This window comes from Streptomyces sp. MNU76, assembly GCF_020982545.1.
Taxonomy (GTDB): domain Bacteria; phylum Actinomycetota; class Actinomycetes; order Streptomycetales; family Streptomycetaceae; genus Streptomyces.
Genome location: NZ_JAJKLK010000029.1, coordinates 195,918 through 221,807 on the forward strand (window position 1 = coordinate 195,918; position 25,890 = coordinate 221,807).

A 25,890-nucleotide genomic window follows, 5' to 3' on the forward strand; every position below is an offset into this window, starting at 1 on the left:
CCGGACGCGGGCAGGTGGAAGTCAGACGAGCTGGCTGTGCGGATCCGGCGAGCGGTCCGCCGACGAGGGCCGGTGCCAGCCACGCCGGTAATGGATCAGGGGTGGTGCGCCGGTGAGCGACACGGTCTCCAGCCGGCCGACGAGGATGCTGTGGTCGCCTCCCGGCAGAACGTGCTCCCGCGCGCAGAGGAACCTGGCCGACGCGCCGGGCACGCCGGGCACGCCCCCCTCCAGAGGAACGAGATCGGCTTCCGCCGCGGCCCGCTCGTGCCGCGCGAAGGCGATCGCCACGTCGGTCTGTTCGTCGGTCAGGACGTTGATCAGGAAGTGGCCTGCCGCTGCGAACACGTCATGAGTGCTCCCGGTCCGGTTCATGCAGACCAGGAGCAGGGGCGGTTCCGCGGACAGGCTGCAGACCGCGCTCGCGGTGAACGCACGCGGCTTTCCGTCGTCCCCCGTGGCGGTGACCACGGTCACCGGAGAGGCAAGGTGGGACATCGCCTCCCGGAAAACCTCCGCGGTCACGGCCGTCGCGGGCGCGGTGGGGCCGTCACCGAGCAGGACGGAACGCATCCGCTCCGCGATGCCGACCGCCCGGCCGTCCCCCGTGTGCGGTCCGCCGCCCACCTTCAGCCGCGTGACCGGGCCCATGGTGAGCCTGGCCCACAGCTCCGCGTCCCGTTCCGCGTCGCCGGCCTCCTCGTCACCGGTGAACATCGTGACCGGGCAGCCGAGCGGCAGAGCCCGGTCCGCCTCGCCGTACCGGCCGTACCACTGCCGGTCCCCGCGGGTCCGTGGGTCGGCGCGGGAGCGGTCGTCGTCGAACTCCAGGAACTCCTCCGGCACGCAGACCGCCCCCACCAGGGCTGCCAGGAACGTGAGGTCGGGGCGCGTTCGCTCCCCCGCGCTTCCGTCCTGGCCGCACCGGCCCGACGGCCGGGCTCCGGCGGACACGAACATGTGGCGCGGAGACCGGTGCCCCGCCCCCACGAGCCGGCGCGCCGCCTCGTACCCGATCAGACCGCCCCTGCCGCAGCCGTAGACGGCATAGGGAGCGTCACCGACCTGCCGCGGAAGGCGGTCGACGACGATGTCGACTGCCTCGGCGAACTTCCTGTACGACCTGTCGTCCTCCCGGTCTCCGGGGCCGCCCGGTTCGATCGTGACGATCTCGACCTCTGGGCCCAGCACCGCCGTCAGCAAGCTCAGGGAATGATCCGGCTCATCTCCGCAGGGAATGCAGCAAAGCTTCATATGCACGTCCGAAGTGATGTCGGGGGGCAGGGAACGAGTCCGACGCGGCCGTGCCGTCCGCCACCCATGACGGCGGACGGCACGCGCGCGCCCGTGGCCACGGGCGCGCGCGTGCCGTCACGGCATCACGAGGGGCTCGCCGGAGATGAACCGGTCGAGCGGCTCGGCCATGGCGCTCCTGGCCGGAGGGTGGAACGCCATGGCCCGGGCGGACGTGAAGAACATCGTGCTGAAGCCGCTGATCATGTAGGACGTACCACCGAGGAGTTCGGTGGCGTGCGCAGCCACCCGCTCCACGGTCCGCTGTGCCGAGTACCGCACATGCAGTGCGCGGGCCACGCCCAGCGGGTCGTCGCCGCCAGGCGTCGCCGCCCTGGCGACCGCCTCCAGGGAGGCCATGGTGGTCTCCAGGTCACCGACGAGCTCCATCCTCTCGGCGGCGGAACCCCTGCCCTGGTGGAGCACCGCCTCGACCAGGCCGCTGGCCGCGCCGACGTAACTGGCCGACATCAGCAGCTCGAAGACGTGGAACACCGTCGCGAGCGCCGTGTTCAGGGACTGCGGGTCTCCCAGTGACGATATGCAGTCGTCCGGCACGTCGACATCGGTCAGCACGACCTCGCACGTCTCCGAACCGGGCAGCACGGGCGAGTGCCCGAGCGGCCGCACTTCGATGCCTGCGGTGTCGGCCGGGACGATGGCAAGAGCCATCTCCGTCCCTCCCGATTCCGGCGACGTCAGCATGACGCTCGCCGTGAGGTAGTCCATCGACTTCGACAGGCTGCACGGCTTCTTGACGCCGTTGAGACGCCACCCGCCGCCGTGTCGTTCGCCCTTCATCAGGGGTTTGAGAATGCTGGCGGCAGGCTTGCCCTCGCCGAACCCCGACGCGAGGTAGAGGTTGTTCTCGGCGACCGCGCCGAGCAGTTCCTCGGTGGCGGGACACGGCGGCATGGCGATCACCGTGCACACGTGCATGTTCGCCGCGACGGACAGCGACGGTGACCGCGCGCCCAGCACGCGTTGGACGTGCAGTGCGTCCACTAAGGTGGCGTCCAGCCCGCCCAGTCCCTCGGGAACCATGAGAGCCGGCCCGCCGTGCTCGCGGAAGATGGCCAGTCCGGGGGACTTCTCCGATTCCAGCTCGGCCACCGGGACCTCGCGGAGCCGCTGCTCGAGACCGGGGAACAGCCGCTCGACGGTGGCCAGTTCCGGGACCATGAAGTTGATGGACATGTTTCAACCTCTCATCTCACATGGCATCGTCCGACGGTCCGTCGTCGATGAACTCAGTGATGCGCTCGACCAGCCAGTCGGGCTCGTCGAGCGAGACGAAGGCGCGTGAGTGCTCGGCGATCACCACCGAGCTGCGCGGGAAGCACGCCGCCAGCCGCTGTGCGTGCTCGAACGGGAAGAGGGGGTCCTTCCGCGACCACACGACAAGGACGCGGCCCCGGAACCGGTGCAGTTCCCCGGCCACCGCGCGAGTGACCTCGGGTCGCAGGCCCCTCAGGAGCTTGGTGAAGTCCCTTTGCACTGCCCGGTCGTGGGGCAGCCCGCCGATCAGCTCCCCGATCGTCGCCGGCGCCACTGTGCTGCGCGCCACGAGCATCATCATCACCCGCTTGACGAGGCCCAGACGCAGGGAGAGTGACACGGCCCGTATGACGCCGGGGACGGCCGCCAGGGCGGGCAGCGGAGCCAGCAGCTTCGGGGGGCAGTTGTCGAAGGCGTCCGAGGGGAGGAGCACCAGACGATCGAACAACCCCGGTTCACGCGCCACGGCGATCTGGGAGATCGCCCCGCCGGTGTCGCTGCCGACGAGCACGACGGGCCCCGGCAGTTTCCGCGCGATCTCGATCACGCGTGCCGCGTGTGCCTCCAGGCTGCAGTCCGCGTCCGGTTCGAGCGGTGTGCGGTGCCCGCCCAGCGGCAGGTCGGGCAGCACCATGTGGAACCGGTCGCGCAGCCCCGTGACGAGCGGGTCCCACACGTGCCCGTTGACCATCAGCCCGTGCACGAAGAGCAGAGTCGGACCCTGTCCCGCGCGCCGTAAGTGGATCGGGCCTCCAGAGGTCTCCACCCGAACCGTCTCGTCCTGCATAACGGACTCCGTCCCTTCGCTCAGCTTTTCAAGGTGAGCACCTCGATGTCGTAGACGAACGCCTTGTCGTCCTGGGTGAGTGACGAACTCAGCATGTCGTCACGGACCAGCCTGGAGCGCGCGTCCTGCGGCACCTGGTGCTTGGCCAGGAAGTTGCGGTAGCACACCCGCCCATCGGGCCTGCCGGCACGCACTATGTGACGCATGATCAGGTCGAACCCTTCCTGGTCGATGCAGCTTGTCACATCGGACAGCGAGAACTTGTCGAGCGAGCCCTCGGGAGTTTTCGCCATGTAGTCGATGAGGTTCTCGGTGATGATCTCGACCTTCGTGCGCGCGGTTCGGATCGCCTCGTAGTTGTCCCGCAACAGGTAGTGCGGCAGCGTCTCGCGGTCCGGGTAGCGCCCCAGGAACGTGAACGCGAGCCAGTGGTTGTCCTTCGCGAGGTGGTTCATGAAGGAGTGGTGGACGCGTTCGAGCACGTAGCCGCCCACAGAGTCCACGTCGATCGTGATGCGGTAGCCGGGGTCGTTCAGCACGGTTTTCAGCACGCGCTCGGAGAACCCGTACCGGACCAGCGACCGCCACAGGACGCCGTCGATCTTGCCCAGGTAGACGGCCCGCTGCTCGTCCAGCGTGCGGGCCGAGAACAGGTCGCGCATGGCGCGGCCGTACAGGACCCGCATCGCCGGGGCGACGACACGCCGGTAGAACTTCTCGTGCCGCCCCGACATCACCAGGCCGCTCTCGACCTCGCCGCGGTGCCGCGAGAAGTAGCGGAACGCGTTGTGGCTGATCTTCCCCTCGAGCTCCGAGAACAATCGCCACCGGTCCGGGCACGGGTCGATACCGAGGAACGCGAGCAGCGTGTCGTACTCGAAGTGCCTGATCGCCGCCAGTTTCACCTCGAGGAGGTAGTTCTGCCCGGGCGCTGTGTCCACCGACACCACCGAACGCGGGTCGTTGGCGACCAGGCTCAGGGTGCGGCAGCCGCTGCCCGTGACGCTCAGTACGTCCTCGCCGGCCGAGACACCCAGAGCCCGCATCTCCGAGTCGGAGTCCTCGTCACACGTGCTGTACAGAATCCACTTCTCCGAGCCCTTCGAGCTCATCATCACCATCCCCATTCGGGATTGACAGGACAGTCCGCCGACGCCCGGCGGTCACGTCACGAAGAAGCCGTCGTTGGCCATGTCCGCCACGCTCAGGTCGAACGCCTTGCCGGTGGTGGCCAGGTCGTCGTCGGTATGTGCGGTACTGAGCAGGAAGCTGTGCAGCTCCGGCATGTACACCCCGTGCCGGCGCATGTAGTAGGCGAGCGCGATGGTGGCCTTGAAGTTGCTGCCGGCCATCCGCTCCCGGTAGACGCCCGCCGATCGGTGGCTGAAGTTGAGCGAGAAGATGGACCCGCGGGCGCTGATCCGGCAGGGTATGTCGCGTTTGCGGGTGCTCTCCGCGAACTCGGTGCGCAGCCTCTGCGTCTTCGCTTCCAACTCCTCGTAGAGGTGCTGGTTGGCCCGCAGGTGGGTGAGGACAGCGGTGCCCGCCCGGCAGGTCATGGAGTTCCCGCTCAGCGTGCCGCCGGCGAACGCCTTCTGCTCGTAGTCGAGGAACGGGTCCTCGGAACTGCGGCACATCTCGACCAGGTCGGCTCGGCCCACCACCGCGCCACAGGGCAGGCCCCCGCCGATGATCTTGCCCAGGCAGGTGAGGTCCGGTTCGATCCCGGCCAGGGTCTGGGCCCCGCCGTACGCCACCCGGAAGCCGGTGACGACCTCGTCGAAGACCAGCGGGACACCCGATTCGGTGCACAGTTTCCGCAGGGCGGCCAGGAACTCCTGGTCGAGGGTGGTCGTCGAACTCGGCATCGGTTCGACGATGACGCAGGCCATGTCATCGAGCCGCTCCCTGAGCCGTTCGAGGCCGCCGATGTCTCCGTACTGGAGCACCAGGGTGCTCCGCACGACGTCCTCGTTCGAGCCGAGGGTGCCCGCGATCGGCTCGGGCGCGTGCTTGTCCCCGGTGAAGCGGAACCACGAACTGACCATTCCCTGGTCCGAGAACCCGTGATAGTGCCCCTCGAACTTCACCACCGTCTTGCGCCTGCGGTACGCCCGGCACAGCCGGATCGCCAGCAGCACCGACTCGGTGCCGGAGTTGCACAGCAGCGCCCGTTGTGCGGAGGGGAACGCCTCGACGAGTGTCTCGGCCAGCTCGACCTCGGGCTCGTTGCCGATGCCGTTGAGCAGGCCGGCCGCGATACCCGAGCTGATCGCCTCGTTCACCACCGGGTGGGAATAGCCCAGGATGTGCGGACCGTACCCGCCGGAGAGGTCGACGTACTCGTTGCCGTCGAGGTCGCGGATCCGCCCGCCCTGCGCCTCCTTGACGAAGACAGGGTAGGTGCTGGGGAAGAAGTAGCGGTGGATATGGGTGGGCGCGACGAGCGAGCGGTTCGCACGGTCCCTCATCTCGAGGGAGCTCGGGATCTGGTTCCTGAACTGCGCGTCGAACCGCTCACGGACCTCCTTGCTCATGTAGGGGGAGTATCGGTCCGTGAACTTGCGGGCGTTGTCCCAGATGTTGATGTCCGGGTCGAGCTGAGTGGCGAAACCCTCGCAGGACAGGAACACGAGCTCGACCTTGGTGAAACTCGTGGTGTACCGGGCACCGTACTTCCGCAGGATGGTGCTGACGTCACGGAAGTAGCTGATCGTCGACCAGCGGTTGGAGACGGTGTCGAAGTGGTGCTCCAGCGCCGCCACGAGCTCCTTGCGGTATTCGTCCCAGCGCTCGGTGAGATTCTCCTTGCCGGTGACGAAGTGAGCGGTGAACCGCTCCACCGCGATGTCCCACTCCTTGCGGGTGCACGCGTAGTAGAAGGACGACAGGCCCCACTTCTCGTCCTCGCTGAGCTCGACGGTGATCCCGTAGTCGAGCAGGATCAGCTCGCCCTGCTCGGAGAACAGGATGTTGCCCGGGTGCGGATCACCGTGGGACAGGCCGTGCATGTACAGCATGGTGTAGATCGTGTCCTGCAGACGCCGGGCCAGTTGTGCGGTCGGCATATGCACCCGGTGGGCCTCGTTCCCGCGGATGCCATCCATGAACTCCATGGTGAGCATGCGGGGCGTGACGAAGTCCGGTATCACCTGCGGCACCCGCACGTAGGGGTGGCCCTGGAAGTTGCGGTACACCGTCTTCTGCCGGGCCGCCTCCTGGAGCATGTCGGCCTGCGAGCGGAACAGCTTGGCGACCTCGGTGAAACGACGGACGCCGTCGGACTCGGCGACGGCCGGGATCATCCTCTCCGCCAGGCGGACCCCCCTGCCCATCAGCCGCAGATTCTGGTCGATGTGCTCGGGCACCCCGTCCTTCACCAGCTTCACGGCAACCTGCCGGCCGTCGAGCAGCCGGGCCCGGTGGACCTGGGCGACCGAGCCGCTGGCGACCGGTTCGGGGTCGAACTCGCGGAAGACGCTGTTCATCGGGGCGCGCAGCTCTCGCTCGACCACGGCCCGCGTGGTGGCCGCGTCCATGCGGGGAGCGTCGTCCTGGAGCGTGCGCAGGGTCTCCACCCACTCGCCGGGCACCAGGTCGGACCTGGTGGCGAGCAGTTGGCCCATCTTCATGTAGATCGGGCCCGCCTGGACCAGACAGTCCAGCAGCCGCTCGGCTTCCTCGGCCTTGAGATCCTCGCGTGGGTTCCGCAGACGGGACGCGGAGTATCCGAGGAGATGGCCCAGCACGTTGGTGACGGGTTTCATCGGCATATTGGCCATGGTGCTGTTCGTCCTCCAGGTCAGTACACGAAGGAGAAGGCGCTGAACGACATACCTGCGCTGCCGACCCATCCGACCGCGCGGTCACCGCGCTTGAGGCGTCCCTCGTTCACCGCGGTCGCGATGGCGGTCGGTACGGAGGCCGAGACGATGTTTCCGGTGTTCTGGAAGACGTGGAAGATCTTGTCGCCCAGGCCCACGCCGTCGGCCATCTCCTGCCAGAACCGCTTCGCGGAGGCGTGTGTGAACACCGCGGCTGCCTCCTCCTTGGGGGCGTCGAGCCGCTTGAAGACCTCCACGGCCTCGCTCCGGGCGGCCTCGTGCAGTTCGAAACCGAACGACGTGAAGCGGTGGACGCCGTTCCTGGCGATCTTCTCCGAGGGCCGGCTGAAGTCCGCGTAGCCGTCCATGGGGATGTTGCACAGGTCGGCGAGGTCGGGGCGGGAGGAGAATGCGAAGGACCACGGTTCGTGGTCGTCCGCCGTCAGAATGGTCGCGGAGGCGGCCTCGCCGAGGGTGTAGGCGGGGAAGCTCCAGGTGACCGCGTCGGTGTGGGGCAGCGCGAACACGCCCGGGTAGACCGGCCCGGTGGGGCGCATGTTGAACTCCGCGTTGACGAGCATCGCGGTGCGGCACGCTCCCGAGGCGAACAGGCCCTGGGCGATCTGGAGCGCTCTGGTCCAGCTCATGCACGCGTCGAGGACATCGAAGCACTGGGCACGTCGGATGCCGAGCGCCGCGGCGGCGTGGTACGACCCTCCGGGTTCGAGGAAGCCCCTGCCGATGCCGGTGTAGATGACGACGTCGATACTCTCCCGCGTCACCCCTGCCTCGTCGATCGCCTCCTCTGCGGCGCGGACGAGCAGGTCGATGGGGCGCTCCCCCTCGGCGGCCCAGAGGCGGCAGTCCGACCCGGAGTACGCGAGCCAGAAATTGATCTTCCGTAGGGCGTCTTCGATGTCACCCTCGAAGACGCCGGCACTGTGTTCGCGGACGAGGTCGAGGATGTCGTCGTTGGTGACACGGCGCGACGGCAGGGCAGCGGATACGGCGGCGATCCTCATCGGCCCGCCCCCGCGGTGAGGTCGGCGGCGGGGGTTGTCAGACGTGTCACGACGAGCGTGGCCAGCTCGTCGATCGACTCGGACTCCCACATCCACTCGGGGGGCAGGCGTAGCCCCGTCCAGTCCTCCAGGGTCTGGTGCAGTTCCAGCATGTCCACCGAGGAGAACCCATGGGCGGACAGCGGTTCCCGGGCGTCGACGCTGCTCGTCCCTCCACCTGCTTTTCCGGCAATCCAGTGCTCGATGTGTGTACGGCAGTTCTCGTGGAGCGACTGGAGCGCGGAGGTGAAGGCCGGCTGCGCGGCCGGCCCGGGCGTCTCGGCGCCGGACCGGACCGGACCCGCGTCCACGGCACCTGCGTCCACGCCACCTGCGTCCTTGCGGGCCCTGACGACGAGCCGGCCCTCGAGGAAGTCGGCCTTGCAGCGGGTCCGCTGGATCTTGCCGCTGGTGGTCATGGGGACCGTTCCGGTCTCGGCGACCACCACCGTGGCGGCAAGGTCGTGGATGCGCCAGACGGCCTGGCGGACGGCGAGGGCCACGTCCGCGGGGGAACTCTCGTCGCGCCGGGCGCATTCGGCGACCACGACGACGCTCTCCCGGGCCCCTTCGGTGACGCCGAAGGCCGCGGTGTGACCGCGCCGGACGGCGGGGTGACTGTCCTCGACGGTCCGTTCGATGTCCTGAGGGTAGTGGTTGACCCCGTTGACTATGACGACGTCCTTGATCCGTCCGCAGATGTAGAGCTGCCCGTCGTGGATGAACCCCAGGTCTCCCGTCCTGAGGTGGGGGTCGGAGCCCTCGTCCAGGACACGCGCCCGGAAGACGTCATCGCTCTCCTGCGGCCGGCCCCAGTAGCCGTGGGAGACGATGGGGCCGGTGACCCAGACCTCCCCGGCGTGACCGTCGGGAAGACGTTGCCGGGTTTGCGGGTGCACGATGGCGACGCGGGTGTCGGCGACGGTCGTGCCACACGAGACGAGCGGACGCACGACCTTGTCGGCAGGCAGCTCCACCACCGGGCTCCCTGGAGTGGCGGGGCCGAAGGTGCCCCAGGTCAGCGGTTCGTCCGGCATCTTGTTCGTGACCTTCAACGTGGCCTCGGCGAGACCGTAGGAGGGACACAGGACGCCGGGTCGCAGGCCGTGTTCGGCGAACGTCCGCTGGAAGCGCTGCTGGGTGTCGAACTGCACGGGCTCCGCGCCGTTGCCGGCCGTGACCAACGAGCTCAGGTCCAGCCCCGCCCGCTGCTCCTCGGTGGTGCCCTCGACGCAGAGGTCGTAGGCGAAGTTCGGGGCACCGGTGTGCGTACCGCGGTACTGCGAGATGGCGCGCAGCCATCGGACGGGCCTGCGGACGAACGTGGCCGGGGCCATCAGTACGCAGTGGGCGCCGGCGAAGACCGGCAGCAGGATCGAACCGATCTGACCGTAGTCGTGGAAGTGAGGCAGCCACGACACCCAGCGGCTGTCGGCGTCGACCTTCCACGACATCGCCGCCTCGGCGCACTGCGAGACCATGTTGGTGTGGTCGACGACCACACCCTTGGGGGCAGAGGTGGAACCGGAGGTGTACTGCAGGTACGCGACCGTGTCCGGGGCGACATCGTCGAAAGCCGACGCGCAGGTGACGTCGCGCGCCGGCCGGGTGACGTCGTCCGGCGACGCGTCCGTAACCAGCCAGGGCAGGTTCGCCACCCGTGTGTCCTCGCCGAACAGCGACTTCCGGCTCGCGCCCCGCTCCGTGGTGAGCACGGCAGCGGCTTGGCAGTCCCGTGCGATCGCCTCGACCGTCGAAGCGGTGCGGTGCTGCGGTACGTACAGCGGAACGCCGATGATCCGGGCGTACAGGCAGGCGTAGAACGCGACGACGTAGTCGAGGCCCGCCGGGTGGAGCAGCAGAACACGGTCGCCGGGGGAGACGACCGACAGCAGCCGGGCGGCCAGCGCGAGGGCTCGGTCGTGCAGCTCCCCGTAGGTGAGCGTGCCCACCACGTCGAGATCACCCTCAAGAAAGGTGAACGCCGAAACATCCGGGTCGTCTTGGGCGCGCTTCTGTAGAATTCGGACGAAATCGGTTTCCAGCACGAGTTCCACGTGGTGTTACCTCATTCCGACGGTGACGAGTGGACATGCATATCGGCTGCGACCGGCTGAACGTCGCCGCATGCGACGCCCAGCCGGTGAGGCGAGAGGAAAAGCGGACCGGAGACGGAGAGCCACCCGCCGCGGCGGGTCCTTTCGCCTCCTCGCGGTGAACGCCCACATCCGGGGTCGGCTTCTTGACCAACGAGCCTGCCATCACCCGGCGCGCACGGGCAATGACAACAATGCGAAAGATCTTCGGCGTGATCTTCGTAGTCAGGGAATACACCTGCAGAGCGGGCGGCGATCCCTTGGCCACTTCGCCGATATCCTCAACTCGCCTCAGAGACGTTCCGATGCTCAATCTCCCGAGCGCGCGTATTTCCGGTACTGGGAAAAGGACGGTCGGGCGTTTTCCGATTCCTGACCTTGTTCACCCGCGCCCGCCGGTGGCAGGCTACTCGTGCCTCGGGGCCACGCCGTTTTCCGGGCCCGGCTCCATGAGGCACATTCGCCCCGGCGGCGGCCGGTTCGCGCGTCAGTGCATGCCGATCCTGATGAACAGCCTTCACGCACCGCCCGTGCATGGAAAGGACTTGGCCACGGAATCCTGCACGACACAGAACATGACGCAGTTCCGTGTTGCTCCCCCCAGACGCATGTCCTGCCGCCAGTGCCTGAGCCGGCCGTCGAGCCGTGCCGACGAAGACCTCACCGCAGCGGCCGACGCGGCGAGGCCGGGTGGTCCGGCTCTCTGCCGCGGCGTCGCCCCTGACCACCTCCACCGGCACCGGCCACCCCGTCCCCCCGATCCTCAGGACCAGGGAGTCACACTGGTATGACGTACCGATCCCCTCGTGCCGCGGTCCTCACCGGCCTCGGCTCCTGGCTGCCGCCCGACACAGTGACCAATGCGGACCTGGAGGCCACCCTCGACACCAGCGACGAATGGATCCGCAGCCGTACCGGCATCGCGACCCGCCGTCGGGTCTCGCCGGGTGTGTCGACGTCGGACCTCGCCGTGGAGGCCGGCCTCAAAGCCCTGAAGTCCTCCGGTTCCGGAGGGGCCGACGCCGTGGTGCTGGCCACCACTACGCCCGACGAGTTGTGTCCCGCGACGGCGCCGGATGTCGCCTCCCGGCTGGGCCTGTCGGGCGTGGCCGCGTTCGACGTCTCCGCGGTCTGCGCGGGCTTCGTCTACGGGCTGGCCACGGCCGCCGGCCTCGTCGCCACGGGCGTCGCCGACCGGGTTCTGCTCATCGGGGCGGAGGCGTTCAGCACCCTGATAGATCCCGGCGACCGCTCCACCGCAGCCATCTTCGGCGACGGCGCCGGAGCCGTCGTACTGCGCGCCGGCGACCCCGACGAGCCCGGCGCGATCATCTCCCTCGTGCTCGGAAGCGACGGTGGCGGAAACGACCTTCTGAACGTGCCCGCGGGCGGTGCGCGGCGGCGCGTCCCGACCGAGGAGCACTCCCGGTACCTCCGGATGCAGGGGCGCGAGATCTTCCGCTTCGCCGTCCGTCACATGGCGGCCGCCTGCGCCACGGCCGCCGAGCAGGCGGGGTGGCAACTCTCCGACATCGATCGTCTGGTGGCCCACCAGGCCAACGCACGCATCAGCAACGCGCTCGGCGACGCACTGGGCGTCCCGCCCGAGGGCCGCGCCTCGAACATCGAGCACGTGGGCAACACGGCCTCGGCCTCGGTGCCACTGCTGCTCGACGAGGACAACGCGTCCGGTGCCCTGTCCGAGGGCCAGCGGGTGATGATCACCGCGTTCGGCGGCGGACTCGCCTGGGGCGCGGCCACCCTCGTCTGGCCGTCACTCACCACCGTCGCCTGATCCGGCGGCAAGCCTCCGCCCGCGGCCGGTCGCAGGACGCCGCCCCAGGACTTCCCGGTCGCCCGGTCCCGCCCGGATTCCCCGATGCCACCGACAAGGAGCTGACATGAACGGTTACGACACGCTCAAGAGGATCATCATCGAGGACCTGAAGGTCCCCTCCGATCTCGTGAGTCCGGGAGCCTCCCTGGAGGACGTCGAGTTCGACTCCCTCACCCTGGTGGAGCTGACCGTCATCCTGGAACGAGACCTCGGAGTGGACATCCAGGACCAGGAGTTGCGGGACCTGGCCACCTTGTCCGACATGGGCCGCCTGGTGGAGGACCGGGTTGCCCAGGGCCAGGCATGACGATCCGCGCCGACATCGCGGTCACCGGTCTCGGGCTGGTCACTCCGGCCGGAGTCGGAGTGGAACGCAACTGGTCGGAGGTGTGCCGGGCACGCGGCACCGCGGCGGCCCTCGATCCGGAGCTGGACGGCGTGCCGGTCTCCCTGGCGTGCCGCGTTCCGGACTTCGACGCCGAGGCACTGCTCGGTGGCCGACGGGCCCACCGCCTTGACCGCTTCGTCCAGTTCGCCCTGGTCGCGGCGCATGAGGCCCTGGCCGATTCCGGTCTGGACCCCGCCACCTGGGACGGCGCGCGGGTGGGGGTCGTGCTGGGCAACGCCGGAGCCGGCCTCCAGACCTACGAGGGGCAGCACAGGGTGATGCTCGACCAGAAGCCCCAGCGCGTGACACCCCTGCTGCTCGCCATGTATCTGCCCAACATGATGGCGGGCCAGGTGGCGATCGAGTTCGGTGCCACGGGCCCGAACCTGGTGGTGGCCACGGCGTGCGCCTCCGGGAACACGGCCATAGCCACCGCCTGCGACCTGCTGGCTCTCGGGCGCTGCGACGTGGTCCTCACGGGTGGCAGCGAGGCGATGGTCACCCCCCTGACGATGTCCGGATTCGCGAACATGGGGGCCCTCTCCACGCGGAACGACGCCCCGGAGAGCGCCTCCCGGCCCTTCGACGCCGACCGCGACGGCTTCGTCGCCGGGGAGGGAGCCGGACTGCTCGTCCTGGAGCGCGCCGGGGACGCCCGCGCCCGCGGCGCGCGGATCCGGGCGCGGATCGTCGGGCACGGCTCGACCGCCGACGCCCACCACATCACCGCACCGCACCCGGACGGCCGCGGGCTGGAGCAGGCCATGCGGCTCGCGCTCGCCGACGCCGGCGCCGCCCCCGCGGACGTGTCCTATGTCAACGCGCACGGAACGTCGACTCCGCTGAACGACCTTGCGGAGGCCAGGACACTGCGCCGGGTACTGCCCGCCGGCCCGCTCGTCAGCTCCACCAAGGGCGTCACCGGGCATCTCCTGGGGGCAGCAGGGGCGATCGAGGCCGCCTACACCGTGCTCGCCCTCGAGAACGGCCTGGTCCCGCCCACCGCCAACCTCCGCACACGGGACCCGGAGATCGACATCGACGTCGCGGCCACTCCGATCCGCCACGACATCGAACTGGCACTGAGCAACTCCATGGGATTCGGCGGCCAGAACGCGGTCCTGGCGCTGAGCCGGGCGTGACCGTACCCCGGGCACGGCGGCCGGAACGCGGCTCACGACGCCCCGCGCAGTCCACGCCCGCCTGTTGGTCCGTGAGGAGATCGTGTACCGCGAGGAGATCGTGCACCGCATCGCCTCGGCCAAAGGCCCCCCATCCTGCCCTCCGCCCGCTTCCCGAAGCCCTGTTCCGGCGGGGCCACCGACGTCCCTTCACCTGCGAGGTCACTTCCATGAGACAACCGGTCGCCTTCCCTCAGGACCGCACGTGCCCCTATCACCCGCCCGCCGGCTACGAGCTGCTGTCCCGCCCGCTGTCCCGGATCACTCTCTTCGACGGCAGCGAGGCGTGGCTCGTCACCGGTCATGGCGCGGCCCGTGAACTCTTCGTCGACCAGCGGCTGTCCTCCCGTAGCGACACTCCGGGCTTCCCGATCCCCAGCGCACGCCTCGCCGGATTCCGTGAGGTGGTGCCCGCCCTGATCGGCGTGGACGACCCTGAGCACAGCGCTCAGCGGCGGATGCTGATCCCGGGCTTCACCGCCAAACGTACCGCCGCCCTGCGGCCGCGGATCCAGGAAACGGTCGACCGCCTCCTCGACTCCATGGAGGCGCAGGGCTCGCCCACCGACCTGGTGAGTGCCTTCACGCTGCCCCTGCCGTCCATAGTCCTCTCCGCGCTGCTCGGCGTCCCGTACGCCGACCACGAGTTCTTCGAGGTCCAGTCGCGTCGGTTGCTGCGTAGTACGAATGTCGCCGACGCCGTGGACGCGCGCTTCCAACTGGAGGAGTACCTGGGCAAGTTGATCGACCGCAAACAGCACGAACGCGGCGACGGCATCCTCGACGAGCTGGTCCACAACCAACTGCGCGAGGGCAAGACGGATCGGGAGGAACTGGTCGCCCTGGCCCTGGTCAACCTGGCCGGCGGGCACGAGACGACGGCGAACATGATCTCGCTCTCGACCTTCACACTGCTGCAGCACCCGGAGCGCCTGGCCGAACTCCGTGCCGATCCCGGTCTGCTGCCCGCCGCCGTGGAGGAACTCCTGCGGTTCCTGTCCGTCTCCGACTGGCTGCTGCGGGTGGCGACCGCGGACATCGAGATCGCCGGAGCAACGATCCGGGCCGGCGACGGTGTCGTCTTCTCGACCTCCGTCATCAACCGGGACCCCGAGAAGTTCCCGGACCCGGACACACTCGACTGGGACCGTTCAGCGCGTCAGCACATGGCGTTCGGCTTCGGCACCCACCAGTGCATCGGCTCGAACCTGGCCCGCGCCGAGATGGAGATCGCTCTGCACAGCCTCTTCACCCGCTTCCCCGGACTGCGGCTGGCCGTGCCCGCCGACGAGATTCCTCTCAATCCCGGCGACACGGTCCAGGGGATGCTCGAACTTCCCGTCGCCTGGGGATAGCGAATTCACCGCGATACCGGGGCCCTCGGGCAGGGTGTCGAACGAAAAGGGAGAACTGTCGACGTGGGACAGAACGACATCGCAGAGAGAAACTACGTTCACGGCCACGCGCCTGCGGAGCAGCAGCGTCTCATAGACCAGGCCGCACTGTGGCAGGACAGACTGATACTGGACGGTACGACCCTCGTCCCCGGCACTCGCCTGCTCGAGGTGGGCTGCGGGGTCGGCGCGGTACTGGGCACCCTGGGGCGTGCGTTTCCCGATGTGCAGCTTTCCGGTGTGGACATCGAACCCGCCCAGATCGGTTTCGCTCGCAAGTATCTCGCCGACTGCGGGGTGACCGCAGATCTCCATGTGGCTGACGCCCGGGAGTTGCCGTACGAGAACGCGTCGTTCGATCATGTGTGGATGATGTGGGTGCTCGAGCACATGACCGAGCACGATGCCAAGGCGGCACTGCGCGAGGCACGACGGCTGCTCAGTCCGGGAGGGACGATCACCTGCATCGAGCTCGACTACGCCACCATCAAGGTGGGCCCGCCGACAGCTGGACTGGACGCACTGATGCCCGCGCTGGTCCAGGCGATGCGAACATTCGGCCAGAGCGACGCCGGAACGCAATTGTGGGGCTGGCTGGAAGAGACGGGCTTCTCGGGCATCGACCCCGGCGAGCGGCTGTATTCGTTCCGGGGCGCGGAGGCAGAGCCGATGGCTCGCTATCTTGCCGATTCGGTGGAAGGCGCCATGACCGCCATCACATCGCTTCCGTGCACCCCTGACGAGGAAACCCTGCGCCAAGCGCTGACCGAACTACGCGAATTCGGTGCCGAGTCATGGGTGCGATGCGTCGTCCACAAAGCACAGGGAACCGCCTGACACTCTGTCGTCCGGGACGTGCCACAGAGTGGTCATGTCGTGGGAGCCGTCCTGGGCGGCTCCGTACACGCGGACCGGCTCCGAGACCCGCCAGCGAGGCCCGAGGCCGCGCGTCCTGCTGTTCGGCAGGCCGGGGCGCGTCTCGGCGGCATCGTCGTCACCCATCGTGGTCGGGCCCCGGGAGGAGCGTGCTCGGTGATGCCCTGACGGCGCCCCCTGGTGAGGTGGCACGACCGGCGTCGGATGCGGATTCCCCGGCCGCGGTCGAGGCACCGTCGTCGGTCGGTGGGAGCTTCACCCATTCCCTCTCGGCTTTCTCCTTGCCCCCGTGCCCTGCCGTGTGATCGAGCAGCTGGAGGAGTGAGCGGAATAACCAGGCGTCAGGGCTTGCTGCAAGGGCGTCGCCGGCACTCGCCGGCGGTCACGAAGCGTCCCTCGTACCCGTTCGGGTATCGGTCGGCCGGGCTCCGGACCGTAGGGAGAAGTGGCCGGGAGAAGGAGGAAGGGAACCATGACCGACGAGTTCAACACCTACCCGGCCATCGGCGGGGTGGCGCCCGACCGTTGGGCCAGTGCGCTGCACCTGTTCGACAACGGCGTCGGAGTGCCGCACGAGGAGACCACGGCCGAGCGGTGGGAGCGGGCCCAACTGTTGTTCGACGCGCGCGATTACATCGGTGCCGCGAAGCTGCTCGTCGACGTGGTCGAGGAGGTCCCGGAGCAGACCGGCCCCCGTCTGCTGCTGGCCCGCGCCTACTACCACTCCGCACAACTGCGGCGGGCGGAGGACCAGTTGCGGGTGATCGTCGAGCGCGATCCGGTGGAGCACTACGCCCACCTGATGCTCGGACGCACCCTGCAGCGCCAGGGACGCCGGGGCGAGGCGAAGCCCTGGCTGCGCATGGCCGACGCGTTCGCCGGCGAGTTCCCCGACGGCGAGTGAGCGGCGCGGGACGGACCACTGAGGGGCGGACACCGGGCAACCGGTGACCGCCCCTCACCTGTGTGGCGCTCTGGCAGGGAGTGGTGGTGGAACCCAGCAGCACTACGCCGATCAGGGCGCCGAGGGTCAGAGACCTGCGCGGCTCCGGCCGCGCCCGCGGCGGGACGGACGGACGCTGCTGGTCGTTCCTGCATCGTGAAGCACGGGGACTCGGCGCCGCTCCGGTGGACGACCGTCACCCGCATCGTCCGGTCGCAGACATTGGACAGGTAGACGGTGCGCGTCGACGTTTCGACACTGCGGGTCACGCAGGCCGGTGCCATACCCCCTGTGGCCTGGGCGGGAGCGGCGAGCGCGACCGGCGCGGCGACAGCCGGCGTCGCCACGGCGGAGGCGGCTGCGGTCTTGGCTTTCGAGAACTTGGACATACGGATGTCTCCTTCGGTGTGCCCGTCACGGACTGGCTCGACGGGGTGAGCACCACCCTGGGCGGCCGACCGTGCCGAAACCTTGACAGGAGCTTGAAGCCGCTGGTCACGAGCGCCGTGAGGGCCGGGGCGACGTCGCGGTGGGACGCGCGCGGCACGTGGGCCGTCGGGGCGTCAGGGCATCGGAGCGGCGGACGACGGGGGAGGGGGAGGTGCTGCCGACGGTCGGCGTGCTGCCGCCGCGTAACCGTGCCGGTGTCACTCCCGGGCGCCAGGTAGCGGCCGACCGTCGGCTCAGCTCCCCCGCTCGATCATTGCACAGCGCAAAGGTTGTCGCCAGCGGCCCGGCCCGTTCGGATCGTTCGGACTGCTTCGGATCATTCGAACTACCTTGTCTCGCCGCCCGTTTGGGGAGGGGGCGGCGAGCCAGGCTGGGGACGCGAGCGTCGCGTCGCACCCCCGATCGGCTGCTTGCCCCACACCGGCACGGTCGGCCGCCGTGTCCCCTACTTGGGGGCAACGTCCTTCTCGGCCTCCTGGAAGGTGGAGGCGTCGACGAGCCCGGTGTCCTCCAGGACCTCCATGTGGTCCAGGACGGTCTGGTTGGCCTGACGGGCGTGGCGGCGGACGAGGTCGTTCTGGATGCCAGGGGTTGATTTTGCGCCCCATCGTGACGTGTACCTGTCCAAACTGCGGGTGGGGTGGCACTCTGCGTTGCGCGAGTTCGTCCTCGTCCCCCACCGCACAAGGAGTACGCGTGAGAGACATACGCCGCTCGTCCCGCCCCTCCCGCTCCCCGCGCAGGTCCCGCCACGTCTTCGCGGCACTGCTCGGTGCCGCCGCGCTGCTCGGCACCGGTGTCTTCGCTTCGCCGGCCGGGGCGGCCACGGCCACGGCCGACCCCGCCTCGTTCTGGACCGCCGAACGGATGCGCCAGGCCACCCCGTTGGACCTGCCGACCGTGGACCGGACCCAGGTGAAGGCCCCTCCCCTCCCTCGCCAAGGGCAAGGAGAAGACGGTCACCCCGACCCTCCCGGGCGCCCTGAACGAGGTCGGAGTGCTGGCCTTCCCAACGGCGGTGGTGCCTGGAGGGGGCGGGGCCGTGGTGTCCACGGCCGGGCGGGTGTTCTTCACCTATCAGGGGCGCACGGCCTCGTGTTCCGGCAACGCCGTCACCAGCGCCAACAAGAGCACCGTCATCACCGCCGGGCACTGCGTGAAGCTGGAGGGCGCCTGGCACACCAACTGGGTCTTCGTGCCCGGCTACCACGACGGGCAGGCGCCGTACGGCAGGTGGAGTGCGACGAAGACGCTGGCCACCCCGCAGTGGACCGCGAGCGAGGACATCAACTTCGACATCGGCGCGGCCGTCGTCGCCCCGCTGGACGGGAAGCTGCTGACGGACGTCGTCGGCGGACAGGGGCTGGCCTTCAACACCGGCTACAACCGTGCGATGTACGCCTTCGGCTTCCCCGCCGCCTCACCGTACGACGGGGAGAAGTTCATCTACTGCAGCGGCACCACCAACCGTGACTTCCTGCTCTCCAACGACCACGGCATGAACTGCAACATGACCGGCGGCTCCAGCGGAGGCCCCTGGTTCACCCAGTTCAACGAGGCCACGGGTACCGGCCTGCTGTCGTCGGTGAACAGCTTCAAGTACAACTTCCTGCCCAACCGCATGTACGGGCCGTACTTCGGCACCGAGGCGCAGAACCTCTACCAGACCGCGCAGTCCTCCTGACTTGCGGTCGGGCCACGGGAAGCCGGCCTGAAACTACCGAGAAGCCGGTCTGAGGCCGACAGATGACGTGCTTGCGCGGCACTCGCAACCGCGCAAGCACGTCGGCCCCTGCTCGAGGGGATCCAGGGCCCAGGGCCCTGGGCTTATGGCTCGGGGCCAATGGCTCAGAGGTCGTCTTCTCCTGCAACTTTCTCCCGCGCATCCTCGCTCTCCGGTCCTGCGAGCCATCCCGGCTTCCGGCTCCGGGTAGATTCCCTGCTCGCCGCCCGCCCGGTAAATCAACTCCGTCCGCTTCATTGACATCTCGCTCAGAAGTCCTAGCTTTGGGAGCGCTCCCATCACAGCCTTGCAACTGGAAGGAGTCCCCCCACATGCGCAACAGGAGTCCGTTAACCGGGCGTTCGCAGGCGTCCATCCGCCGGTCTCTCCAGGCGCTCGTCATGCTGTTCGCCGTGACCGTCGGCGCCCTCGCCTGGTCGACCCCCGCCCAGGCTCACGGCACCGTCGTCGGCCCCGCCACCCGTGCGTACCAGTGCTGGAAGACGTGGGGCAACAACCACACGAACCCGGCCATGCAGACCCAGGACCCCATGTGTTGGCAGGCATTCCAGGCCAACTCCGACACCATGTGGAACTGGATGAGCGCGCTCCGCGACGGCCTCGGAGGTCAGTTCCAGGCACGGACCCCCGACGGGACGCTCTGCAGCAACAACCTCTCGAGGAACGCCAGCCTGGACAGGCCCGGATCGTGGAAGACCACCACCATCGGCAACAACTTCTCGGTCCAGCTGTACGACCAGGCGTCCCACGGTGCCGACTACTTCAAGGTCTACGTGAGCAAGCAGGGCTTCAACCCCAAGACCCAGACCCTGGGCTGGGGCAACCTCGACTTCATCACGCAGACCGGCCGCTTCGCCCCGGCGCAGAACATCACGTTCCCCGTCCAGACCTCCGGCTACACCGGACACCACATCGTGTTCGTGATCTGGCAGGCCTCGCACCTCGACCAGGCCTACATGTGGTGCAGCGACGTGAACTTCGGCTGAGCCGTAACGCGCCGCACGCGGCACCGGTTTCTGCCGGGCGCCGGTAACCCACCGCCCGGCCGACCGTGCCCCGTCGGGGCAGGGGCCCCATGTGGTCACCCTGCCCCGACGGCTTCGTCTCGCTTGAGGTCGTAGGTGGCGGAGCGGTGATCGATCTTCACGGGGACAGCCAGGGCAGCATCCTCCCGGCCCGGAGAGGCGTCGACTGGTGGGCCGCCGAAACGGCGGTCAGCCCGCCGGAGGCGTACGTAGGTGTGTCAGCGCAGCCGGCGTACGCGCAGCACGAGGTCGTCCGTGTGGTGTGCGCCGGCGCCGCCGTCAGGTGCGAGGCGGGGGCGTCGCTCGTCGACCTCCACTTCCCAGTCGTCGTCGAGGAGTTCGGTGACCAGCGAGGGCCAGACGTAGTCGGCCGGATCGAAGCCGCTCTCGTGCGCCTGACGGGTCTCCATACCGGCGTGGTGGACGAGGAGCAGTACGCCGCCGGGTGCGACTGCGGCGAGGAGGGCTCGCTCGGCGGCGGCATCGGGGGTGCGCAGGAGAGCCGGGTACTGTGCCGAGACGAGGTCGAAGGAGGCCGGCACGAGTGAGGCCCGGGTGAGCTCGGCGTGTATCCAGTGGATGGTGAGGCCGGCGTCACGGGCGTGTCCGGCCGCGCGTTCCAGGGCCACGCCCGAGACTTCGAGCGCGGTGACGCCCCAGCCGCGGCGGGCGAGCCAGAGGGCATCGGCGCCCTCGCCGCAGCCGACGTCCAGGACGCGTCCGGGTGTGAGCGAGGCGGTCTCGGCCACGAGCGCGCCGTTGGGCTGCCCGCTCCACAGCTGTTGCCGGTCGGCGTAGCGGCTGTCCCACTCCGCTCGTACCGCCGGGTCGCCGGTGTATTCGCCTGCGGGCGACGGGGCGTCGAACAGGCTTGGTCCTGCCGCGGTGTTGTCGGTCATGTGCCCCACGCTCGCTCAACGCTTCGCCGACAGACAACCGCAGTTGCCGGTTCGGCAAAGGGAAGGCCGGCGAGTAGGGCGGGGGAGCGGCTGTACCTTGAGTGCCGTGACCCTCGCGGTCGCGGCGGGCATCGACGTCGTGCTGTCCAACTCCCGCGGCCCGGAGACCCTGGCCGACCTCGTGGCGGAGCCGGGGGAGCGGGCCCGCCGCGTCGCGACTCCCGAGCGGACCCGCCCGGGCGGGTGACCGGGTGGTGGTGAGCATCCCGCTGGCCGCCTACCGCACGCTTCCCGCCGCCGCACTGGCGGGCAAGCTCGTGCTCGACCCGATCAACTACTACCCGATGCGCGACGGGCACATCGAGGCCCTCGACTCCGGTAGGGCCACCACCAGCGAACTCGTCCAGGAGCACCTGACCGACGCGAAGCTCGTCAAGGCGTTCAGCAGCGTCGGCGACCACTACATCCTCATCCTCGCCCGCCCCACAGGCGCCGCCGACCGCCCCGTCCTGCCCATCGCCGGCACGACCCTGAGGCCACGGCGAGGGCCGCCGAGCTGATCAGCCGGCTGGGCTTCGACACCGTCGACGCCGGCGCCCTGGCCGACAGCCGGCGCCTTGCGCCGGAGACCGACCCGTACGCGCTGCCGTACTCCGCCGACCCCGGCGTCGTGCAGGCCTTCTGGGCCAAGGCGGGCGAGGCCTTCCGCGTCGGCACCCTGTCGCAGACGCCGCCCCCGGTCGAACAGGGCGTCCCGCTGCCCGCGGCACGGCTGCGCACCCTGCTCGGCGACACGCCCCGCAAGCTGACCGCCGACCGAGTACTGGTCTGACGTCTGACAACCGGCATCAGCTGCCACCGGAAGGCCAGTCCTGTCCTCCTGCTGCCCGGATGCGGGTATTGGCGATTTTCAGCCGTGGACTGTTGCTGTGGCCGGTTTAGGTGCATGGTGTGGGTGCGGGAACCGAGCCACCCCCGGGTGAGGTTCCCTCTGCCGGGTCCTGCCGTCGCCGACGGCAGGACCCGCCGCGCCTCCCGGCTCCCCACGGGAGGCCTGCGGTTGCCCGCGCTCTGGTCCGGAGGCTCCCTGGCGCGGGCACAATCGCTCGAAGGTGCGTCCATGGCCCCACCCGCACGGCTCGTACTCAGCGAAACCACGTAACGGTCGCCGAGCGCTGGACAGCGATCCTGCGCCTGCGCGCACGCCTGCGGCGAGCCGAAGCGGACGAGCAGGTCGTGGCCGTCCTCGGGGGACTCCAGAGCTTCCGGCCGGGGTCGCCTGGCCCGAGTGGCCGGGGCGCGGGCCCTTGTCCTTCGTCGCCTCGGTGCGGTGTGCCGCACTGCCCCGGGACGGCCTCTCGGCACAGTTCCCCCAGGACGGGACCCTGCTCTTCTTCTCCTCCGACGGCCAGGTGGACGAGGACGCCTTCGTCTCCGTCGACGACCCCGAGACCTGGGCAGGGGCCCAGGTGCTGTACGTACCGGAGGGCACCCCCGTCGACCCTGCTCGCCCAGTTCGGCGCCGACGGCGACGCGAGGACGACCTGGGGCGACGAGGGCACCCTGTACTGGCTCATCCGCGCTGAAGACCTCGCCGCCCGCCGATTCGACCAGGCCCGGCTCACCGTCCAGAGCTAGGAGGGGTCTTCCCAAACGGCATTGCACCATCGGTGACCGGCATGGATGCTGGCTCGTCGGAGGTATTGCAGATGATCGACGTGGTGTTGCGGCTGTCAGTCCGTGACTTGGTGCACGCGGACCTGGCGTCGTGCGGGTGGGCGGGGTCCGACCACCATCTGGCCAACGTCGCCGAACAGTTGGAACGTGTCCGGACCGGCGAGGTCGACTACCTCGCGGTCTGCCCGGCGACAGACATCCCCGTGGCGAAGGGCGGTGTCGACTACCAGGTCAAGGAAGGGGTCGGCACTCTGTGGCAGCTGGCGGTCCACCCCGCGTTGCGGTCGTGCGGGATCGGCGCGTTCCTCATCGCAGCCGGTGAACGGCGGATCAGGGACCGCGGTCTGCGGCGGGCCGAACTCGGCGTGGAGGAAAGCAACCCCCGGGCCCGCGCGCTGTACGAAAGGCTGGGTTACGTCGCGTACGACCGCCGGCCGGACTCGTGGATCGAGCAAGCCCCTGATGGGTCGTTGCGCCTCTACGAGACGACCTGCACGCTGATGCGGAAGGAACTCACGTAGGTTGCGGCGCCGCCGGCGGAACGGCGGCCGGCCGCCATCGCGGGTTTCCACGGAGGGCGTCACCTCCCGTCCACCTGCGAGAGCCGACCCGTTCCGCTTCGTTCCGGCGCCCCTTGTTGGACATCTGCCCAGTGTGACAGGGTGGTTCAACTCAGTACGATCCGTAACCGGGCCTATCGGATTGGACGGGTCGTGGCGTTGCCCGCTACCCCCACAAGGCGGTCGAGAAGGAAAGCCCCCTGTGTCATTCGCTCATCCGCTTCCCCAACTCGGCCCCGACCCCGAGACCGCCCCAGGGATGTCCGACGACGCACTCGTCGCCGCGCTGCGAATGTCCCGCACCATCGAGGGCACGACTCCCGTCGCCGCGCTGATCGCACGACATGGGCCGGCGGTCTCCGACTACGCGGAGATCTGCGCCTCGGGTTCCCCCGCGCTCTCGCGGGCGATCGCCTCCGCCGCGTTCCGCCAGGTGGTGCGGGAACTCCAGAGGGCCGGGTCCACCAGCGCCCTGCGCCCTCGCCTCCTCGTCACCGTGCGGGAGGCCGCGCGTGCGCGCTCGCAGACGGGCTCCGTCCCTGGGATGTCGTACGACCAGGCCGGGACCACCGACAGCGACAGGTCACCCCATCCAATCGCCGAGAACCGGCTCCTGAGCCACACCGCCTTTTTCCGGCTTCCGAGGACTACGCAGTACGTCCTGTGGCACATGGACGTGGAAGCCGAACCGTCGGCCGTCCCCGCGGCCCTGCTCGGTATCGAAGGGGACATCCCGCCCTTCGAGTTGGACCGGGCACGGGAGCAATGGAGATCGGCGCTGCTGCGCACGCATGTCGAGAACTCGGCCGGGAGAGAGTGCCGGGACTACAGCCGCCTCCTCGACGCACCCTCCCGCAGTGCCGGCTCCACGCTGCCCGAGGTGCAGAGGCACCTGGACCAGTGTTCTTACTGCCGACACACAGCCGAGCAGCTGAGGCTCTGCGCCGGCGAACCGGGCGTTCTCCTGGCGGAAGCGCTCCTCGGCGAAAGCGCGCACCCCTACCTGACCGCGTGCCGGGGACGCCCTGCGCGGACAGCGCCCGTCACCACGGGCACCGCCGGAACCGACACCTCTCCCTCGGACAACGGGCGCACGACACCGAGGCCGACGAGGAAGAGAAGACCTCGCGCCGGCCGTAGAGGCACGAAGCTCGTCGTCGCCGGGATCGCCGCCGGGTCGGCCGCTGTCGCGGCAGTCCTCGTCGTGACCGGAACCTCGTCCGACGAAGCCGCACCTGTCCCGGGGGAGCAGCTGCCCACGCCCACGCCGTCCTCCTCGTCCCCCGCGGCCGCCACCGGCCTCCCCGTCTCCCCGGAGAGCGGCAGACTGCGCAACGCCGGCGCCGACCTGTGCATGGACGTACCCGGATCGCCGCCCGAGCGCGGCGCGGAGGTCACTCTGTCCCCCTGCTCGACCTCCAGTACACAGCGGTGGACCTATCTCCGGAGCGGGCTCCTGCGCAACGTCGCCGAACCGGATCTGTGCCTCGACGCCGGAGGGGACGACGAGGTGCTGGACCTGGAGCTCTGCGACTCCTCGGGCGACCTCTCGTTCGGTCTCCGCTTCGAGTTGAGTCCCGAAGGGCAACTCTTCGCACGGGACGAGGGGAACCTCGTGATCGCCCCGGCCTCGCCCGAGGCCGGCACCATTCTGGTGCCGAGCCCTCGGAACGGGGAGGCGGAACAGCGATGGCTGGTCGAGCCGCTCTCTTGAGCGACCACGCCTCCCGTGCCCGCAGTTGACGTCGGCGCACGCATCGGGTGCGGCTGGGGCTCGATATTCGAGTGAACGTACGGGATGAGTGTGCGTAGGGTGACGGGCGTGGACCCAGCTGACTTCTATACCGGCATCGTCGCAGAGATCTATGGACCGCTGAAGTCCTTCTCTCAGGACCCGGAGCCCTACGCGGCATTCGTCGAACAGGCCGGCGGGCCGGCGTTGGAGCTGGGGTGCGGGGACGGTGATCCCTTGCTGGAACTGCGGCGGCGTGGTCTGGAGGTCGAGGGCGTCGACTCCTCCGGGGACATGCTGGAGCGGCTCCGCGAGCGGGCGGACGAGCAGGGCGTGTCCGTGACCGTGTTTCACCAGCGGATGGAGGCCTTGGAGTTGCCTCGCCGCTACCGGGCGATCTTCCTGGCCGGGCCGACGTTCACCCTGTTGCCCGACGACGCGACCGCACTGGCCGCTCTGCGTCGAATCCGCGCCCACCTCACCGACGACGGCACCGCGCTGGTGCCCCTGTTCGTTCCCGAACCGACCCTCGCCGAACAGATCGGTCACGTGCGCACGGCCACCTCGCCCGACGGCGCCGAACTCCGGGTGTCTGTCGTCGCGGAGGAACGTGACGAGCGGGCCCGGACCCAGACGGCGCAGCTGCGTTACGAACGCCACCACGGCTCCGAGAGCAGTGTGGTGGAGCGCCCGTGGGTCCTGCACTGGTATCCCCGAGATGTGTTTGAGCACCTGGCCGCGGGTGCCGGCCTGACCGCAACCGCGGTCACCGACCAGCAAGGCAAGCCCGCACCCGCAGAAGCCACCAACGTGCACTTCCGACTTCAGCCCGCCGTTTGAGCGTT

At 69.2% G+C, this 25,890-nt stretch carries 23 protein-coding genes and 2 pseudogenes; 16 read left to right on the top strand and 9 right to left on the bottom strand.

What is annotated here, in order from left to right; genetic code table 11:
- Nucleotides 1–21 precede the first annotated feature (21 nt).
- The 7 genes from E4N62_RS43215 to E4N62_RS43245 form a co-directional block, all read right to left on the bottom strand.
- Nucleotides 22–1,254: a flavin reductase gene (locus E4N62_RS43215; RefSeq protein ID WP_374117240.1), complete on the bottom strand. Its 1,233-nt coding sequence runs from the start codon at nt 1,252–1,254 to the stop codon at nt 22–24.
- 117 nt (nt 1,255–1,371) lie between these two features.
- Nucleotides 1,372–2,490 (bottom strand): acyl-CoA dehydrogenase family protein, encoded by a 1,119-nt coding sequence (locus E4N62_RS43220; RefSeq protein ID WP_230223654.1) that lies wholly within the window; start codon nt 2,488–2,490, stop codon nt 1,372–1,374.
- Nucleotides 2,491–2,506: 16 nt separating this feature from the next.
- On the bottom strand, nt 2,507–3,358 hold the full coding sequence (locus tag E4N62_RS43225) for an alpha/beta fold hydrolase (RefSeq protein WP_230223656.1): 852 nt from the start codon (nt 3,356–3,358) through the stop codon (nt 2,507–2,509).
- 20 nt (nt 3,359–3,378) lie between these two features.
- Entirely contained in the window at nt 3,379–4,473 is a 1,095-nt protein-coding gene (locus tag E4N62_RS43230; protein ID WP_230223658.1) for a DUF3419 family protein, read from the bottom strand.
- 48 nt (nt 4,474–4,521) lie between these two features.
- Entirely contained in the window at nt 4,522–7,131 is a 2,610-nt protein-coding gene (locus tag E4N62_RS43235) for an aminotransferase class III-fold pyridoxal phosphate-dependent enzyme (RefSeq protein WP_230223659.1), read from the bottom strand.
- 29 nt (nt 7,132–7,160) lie between these two features.
- Complete coding sequence (locus tag E4N62_RS43240; RefSeq protein ID WP_230223660.1) at nt 7,161–8,204, bottom strand: 3-oxoacyl-[acyl-carrier-protein] synthase III C-terminal domain-containing protein; 1,044 nt, start codon at nt 8,202–8,204, stop codon at nt 7,161–7,163.
- Complete coding sequence (locus E4N62_RS43245) at nt 8,201–10,300, bottom strand: AMP-binding protein (protein WP_230223661.1); 2,100 nt, start codon at nt 10,298–10,300, stop codon at nt 8,201–8,203. The genes E4N62_RS43240 and E4N62_RS43245 overlap by 4 nt, the downstream gene beginning before the upstream one ends.
- Before the next feature lie 826 nt (nt 10,301–11,126).
- Between E4N62_RS43245 and E4N62_RS43250 the strand changes: the two genes are divergently transcribed.
- The 6 genes from E4N62_RS43250 to E4N62_RS43275 all read left to right on the top strand — a co-directional run bounded on the left by E4N62_RS43250 (nt 11,127) and on the right by E4N62_RS43275 (nt 16,919).
- Nucleotides 11,127–12,134 (top strand): beta-ketoacyl-ACP synthase III, encoded by a 1,008-nt coding sequence (locus E4N62_RS43250; protein ID WP_230223662.1) that lies wholly within the window; start codon nt 11,127–11,129, stop codon nt 12,132–12,134.
- Nucleotides 12,135–12,240: 106 nt separating this feature from the next.
- Nucleotides 12,241–12,483, top strand: a complete 243-nt coding sequence (locus tag E4N62_RS43255; RefSeq protein ID WP_230223663.1) for an acyl carrier protein — start codon at nt 12,241–12,243, stop codon at nt 12,481–12,483.
- Nucleotides 12,480–13,706, top strand: a complete 1,227-nt coding sequence (locus E4N62_RS43260) for a beta-ketoacyl synthase (RefSeq protein ID WP_230223664.1) — start codon at nt 12,480–12,482, stop codon at nt 13,704–13,706. The genes E4N62_RS43255 and E4N62_RS43260 overlap by 4 nt, the downstream gene beginning before the upstream one ends.
- Before the next feature lie 209 nt (nt 13,707–13,915).
- Nucleotides 13,916–15,100: a cytochrome P450 gene (locus E4N62_RS43265; RefSeq protein WP_230223666.1), complete on the top strand. Its 1,185-nt coding sequence runs from the start codon at nt 13,916–13,918 to the stop codon at nt 15,098–15,100.
- Between the two features lie 63 nt (nt 15,101–15,163).
- On the top strand, nt 15,164–15,976 hold the full coding sequence (locus E4N62_RS43270) for a class I SAM-dependent methyltransferase (protein WP_230223668.1): 813 nt from the start codon (nt 15,164–15,166) through the stop codon (nt 15,974–15,976).
- A gap of 511 nt (nt 15,977–16,487) precedes the next feature.
- A complete protein-coding gene (locus tag E4N62_RS43275; RefSeq protein ID WP_230223670.1) occupies nt 16,488–16,919 on the top strand; it encodes a M48 family metallopeptidase in 432 nt (143 codons plus the stop codon).
- A 934-nt stretch (nt 16,920–17,853) separates the two neighbouring features.
- Here the strand turns inward: E4N62_RS43275 and E4N62_RS43280 are convergent.
- Complete coding sequence (locus tag E4N62_RS43280; protein ID WP_230223775.1) at nt 17,854–18,036, bottom strand: hypothetical protein; 183 nt, start codon at nt 18,034–18,036, stop codon at nt 17,854–17,856.
- 77 nt (nt 18,037–18,113) lie between these two features.
- On the opposite strand from E4N62_RS43280, the pseudogene E4N62_RS43285 reads away from it, so the two are divergent.
- Nucleotides 18,114–19,092: pseudogene (locus E4N62_RS43285) on the top strand (serine protease).
- 440 nt (nt 19,093–19,532) lie between these two features.
- Nucleotides 19,533–20,138, top strand: coding sequence for a lytic polysaccharide monooxygenase (locus E4N62_RS43290; protein WP_230223770.1), 606 nt, complete (start codon nt 19,533–19,535; stop codon nt 20,136–20,138).
- Between the two features lie 257 nt (nt 20,139–20,395).
- On the opposite strand, the gene E4N62_RS43295 is transcribed toward E4N62_RS43290, so the two are convergent.
- The gene (locus tag E4N62_RS43295) at nt 20,396–21,076 is read right to left on the bottom strand and encodes a bifunctional 2-polyprenyl-6-hydroxyphenol methylase/3-demethylubiquinol 3-O-methyltransferase UbiG (protein WP_230223674.1); all 681 of its coding nucleotides are present in this window, start codon (nt 21,074–21,076) and stop codon (nt 20,396–20,398) included.
- Nucleotides 21,077–21,182: 106 nt separating this feature from the next.
- On the opposite strand from E4N62_RS43295, the gene E4N62_RS43300 reads away from it, so the two are divergent.
- The 8 genes and pseudogenes from E4N62_RS43300 (at nt 21,183) to E4N62_RS43335 (ending at nt 25,885) form a co-directional block, all read left to right on the top strand.
- The gene (locus E4N62_RS43300) at nt 21,183–21,323 is read left to right on the top strand and encodes a hypothetical protein (RefSeq protein ID WP_230223676.1); all 141 of its coding nucleotides are present in this window, start codon (nt 21,183–21,185) and stop codon (nt 21,321–21,323) included.
- Between the two features lie 4 nt (nt 21,324–21,327).
- Nucleotides 21,328–21,636, top strand: a complete 309-nt coding sequence (locus tag E4N62_RS43305) for a hypothetical protein (RefSeq protein ID WP_230223677.1) — start codon at nt 21,328–21,330, stop codon at nt 21,634–21,636.
- A gap of 110 nt (nt 21,637–21,746) precedes the next feature.
- Entirely contained in the window at nt 21,747–21,908 is a 162-nt protein-coding gene (locus E4N62_RS43310) for a hypothetical protein (RefSeq protein WP_230223678.1), read from the top strand.
- A 280-nt stretch (nt 21,909–22,188) separates the two neighbouring features.
- Nucleotides 22,189–22,509: pseudogene (locus tag E4N62_RS49060) on the top strand (DUF1963 domain-containing protein); the annotation flags it as partial.
- Nucleotides 22,409–22,714, top strand: coding sequence for a DUF1963 domain-containing protein (locus E4N62_RS49065; RefSeq protein WP_230223771.1), 306 nt, complete (start codon nt 22,409–22,411; stop codon nt 22,712–22,714). The pseudogene E4N62_RS49060 and the gene E4N62_RS49065, both read left to right, overlap by 101 nt.
- A 71-nt stretch (nt 22,715–22,785) precedes the next feature.
- Entirely contained in the window at nt 22,786–23,274 is a 489-nt protein-coding gene (locus E4N62_RS43325; protein WP_230223679.1) for an N-acetyltransferase, read from the top strand.
- Nucleotides 23,275–23,572: 298 nt separating this feature from the next.
- A complete protein-coding gene (locus E4N62_RS43330; protein ID WP_230223680.1) occupies nt 23,573–25,027 on the top strand; it encodes an RICIN domain-containing protein in 1,455 nt (484 codons plus the stop codon).
- Between the two features lie 108 nt (nt 25,028–25,135).
- Nucleotides 25,136–25,885 (top strand): class I SAM-dependent methyltransferase, encoded by a 750-nt coding sequence (locus E4N62_RS43335; RefSeq protein WP_230223681.1) that lies wholly within the window; start codon nt 25,136–25,138, stop codon nt 25,883–25,885.
- Nucleotides 25,886–25,890: the final 5 nt, after the last annotated feature.